At 54.2% G+C, this 2,681-nt stretch carries 4 protein-coding genes; 3 read left to right on the forward strand and 1 reads right to left on the reverse strand.

Annotation, left to right across the window (positions count from 1 at the left end; genetic code table 11):
• Positions 1-869, reverse strand: an 869-nt coding sequence (amiA, locus tag HX778_RS24860) for an N-acetylmuramoyl-L-alanine amidase AmiA (RefSeq protein ID WP_038480400.1), incomplete at its 3' end; no start/stop codon positions are given.
• 216 nt (positions 870-1,085) lie between these two features.
• Here amiA and HX778_RS24865 point away from each other — a divergent pair.
• The 3 genes from HX778_RS24865 (at position 1,086) to HX778_RS24875 (ending at position 2,609) form a co-directional block, all read left to right on the forward strand.
• Positions 1,086-1,511: a GNAT family acetyltransferase gene (locus tag HX778_RS24865; protein ID WP_008459564.1), complete on the forward strand. Its 426-nt coding sequence runs from the start codon at positions 1,086-1,088 to the stop codon at positions 1,509-1,511.
• Between the two features lie 20 nt (positions 1,512-1,531).
• Entirely contained in the window at positions 1,532-1,969 is a 438-nt protein-coding gene (locus tag HX778_RS24870; protein WP_038480403.1) for a DUF2919 domain-containing protein, read from the forward strand.
• Positions 1,970-2,033: 64 nt separating this feature from the next.
• Positions 2,034-2,609, forward strand: coding sequence for an RpoE-regulated lipoprotein (locus HX778_RS24875; protein WP_038480405.1), 576 nt, complete (start codon positions 2,034-2,036; stop codon positions 2,607-2,609).
• Positions 2,610-2,681 lie beyond the last annotated feature (72 nt).

Genomic DNA, 2,681 nt, shown 5'->3' on the forward strand with positions numbered 1-2,681 from the left:
CGCTTCTTACCGTGGACTTTGTGGTTATCAAACCAGTTGAAATAGCTCATCACGCCGGAGGCAATGGCTGTGGCAATTTTCTGGCGGAAGGCCGTGGTGCCGAGCAGCTTTTCCTCGCCGGGGTTGGTGATGAACGAGGTTTCCACCAGCACCGAAGGAATAGACGGAGACTTCAACACCACGAAGGCGGCCTGCTCGGTGCTGCGGCTGTGCAGCTTATGCACCGGCTTAATCTGCTTCAGAATGTGTGAGCCGAGCGTGAGGCTGTTTTTAATGGTGTCGGTCTGGACCAAATCAAACAGAACCTGCTGCAGGTAGTGATCTTTGTCTTTCACTTTGCTGCCCGCCACGTCATCCGCGGCGTTCTCTTTGTCGGAAAGATATTTTGCCATGGCGCTACTTGCGCCTCGGTTGGAAAGAGCAAAGACCGATGCGCCCGCGGCGGTTGGGCTGGTGAAACCATCCGCGTGGATAGACATAAACAGGTCAGCACCGTGCTTGTGGGCTATTTCTACCCGGTCGTACAGCGGAATAAATTCGTCCGTTGTGCGGGTCAGCCTGGCGTCTATTCCGTTGCTGCGCAGAATGCTGCGTACGTTCTTGGCGATGGCCAGGACCACGTGTTTTTCTTTCGACCCGCCGTGGCCGATAGCCCCGGTGTCGATGCCGCCGTGGCCCGGGTCGAGCATCACAATGCGCTTCGCCCCGGATTTTTTAGCCACTTTGCTGTGGGAATTAGTGGTTTTCAGCGTTTTGGCTTCTTCCTTTGCCAGCGCTTTGTTCATACCGGTTAGCGTTAACGCCGCTAAACCCGTGAGCAGGACCTGGCGGCGCGTCGTAAGTTGCGTTAGCGATTTAATTTTGCTCATGCGGATGAATTATTTATCTTATGGAGTCCAGATGGGAAGTTATAACGTATCGGCACCAGGCAAACGACACTCTGGAGTCAGAAATGTATATCCATTCGTTTCATTTCGTGACTGGTCGGAGATTATGCCATTTTTTTCGCGCTTTTGCGGCAGTTATTGGCTTAACGGACGGTTAACGCCATAATCAACCTTTTACGGCTTAAGGTGGCTAATACCATGGAAATTCGCGTTTTTCGCCAGGAAGATTTCGAAGAGGTCATCACCCTTTGGGAGCGCTGCGATTTACTGCGCCCATGGAATGACCCTGAAATGGACATTGAACGTAAGCTGCACCACGATGCGGATCTGTTTCTGGTCGCGGAAGTGGGCGGCGAAATCGTCGGCTCGCTGATGGGCGGCTATGACGGGCATCGTGGCTCTGCTTATTACCTGGGCGTGCATCCGGAGTTTCGGGGCCGGGGCATTGCTAACGCGTTGCTAAACCGGCTGGAAAAGAAGCTGATTGCCCGTGGCTGCCCGAAAATCCACATCATGGTGCGCGAAGAGAACGATCTGGTTATCGGCCTCTATGAAAAGCTCGACTATGAGCACCAGGACACCATTTTGCTCGGCAAGCGGCTGATTGAAGATCAGGAATATTAATTTTCAGATGTGTTTATGCCATGTATCCGCCTGCTGATTACGACTCACAAGGCAACCTAAAAGCACCGCTGCTGTTCTGGGCGGTGTTGTTATTACAGGCCCGTACCTGGGTTTTGCTGGTGCTTGCCGGGGCTTCTCGTCAACAGGGCGACGCGCTACTGGGCCTGTTTTATCCCGATCGAGATAATTTCTGGCTAGGGCTGATCCCCGGCATTCCGGCCGCTTTGGCCTTTATGCTCAGCGGGCGACGCCACCTGTGGCCGGGATTCTGGCGGGCGTTCCGCTGGCTGCTGGTCGCCGCTCAGGTTGGGCTGCTGGTATGGCAGCTTGCGTTACTGGCCGGGGACGAAGCGCTGACCGGCACCACAATTGTTTTGCTGGCGGCCGATCTTTTTGCGCTCTGGTGGCTGCTGGCTAACCGCCGGCTGCGGGATTACTTTGCCCTGAAAAACGATTAAGGCGGCACTTTTTACCTTCCCCGGACTCCAAAGGCCGTTACCATTTTTTGAAAAGGAATCATCAATGAAATCTCTGCGCCTGATGCTGTTAGGCCTGCCGCTGGTTCTGAGCGGCTGTTCCACGCTGTCTGCCGTTAACTGGTCTTCCGCTTATCCGTGGAACTGGTTTGGATCTTCCGTTGAAGTGAGCGAGCAGGGCGTGGGCAAACTGACCTCCGCTACCGCGATGGATGAGAAGGCCGTGAGCGAGGGATTAAACGATAACTATCGCCTGCGCAGCGGCATGAAAACCGAAAATGGCACCATCGTGCGTTACTTTGAGGCGATGAAAGACAAAGACGTCAAGCTGGTGGTGAACGGCGAAAAAGGCAGCGTCAGTCAGGTTGATGTCATGGATGAGGACGTTAAAACCGCCAGCGGCGTAAAAATTGGCACGCCTTTCAGCGACCTTTATGACAAAGCGTTCGGGGCCTGCGAAAAGGGCACCGGCGACGATGCGGAAGGGGTTATCTGTCAGGCACCGAACAGCCAGCATATTAGCTACCTGTTTAAGGGCGAGTGGCACGGGCCGGAAGGGTTAATGCCGTCGGATGATACGCTGAAGAAATGGACGCTTAACAAAATTATCTGGCGTCGATAAAATTTGCGCCGCCGCAAGTCGGCGTGAATGAATCAGGTTAAAATAGCCCGATAAATGCCACCGTCTGGTGGC

Source organism: Cedecea sp. P7760 (assembly GCF_013386425.1).
Lineage (GTDB): Bacteria > Pseudomonadota > Gammaproteobacteria > Enterobacterales > Enterobacteriaceae > Cedecea > Cedecea selenatireducens.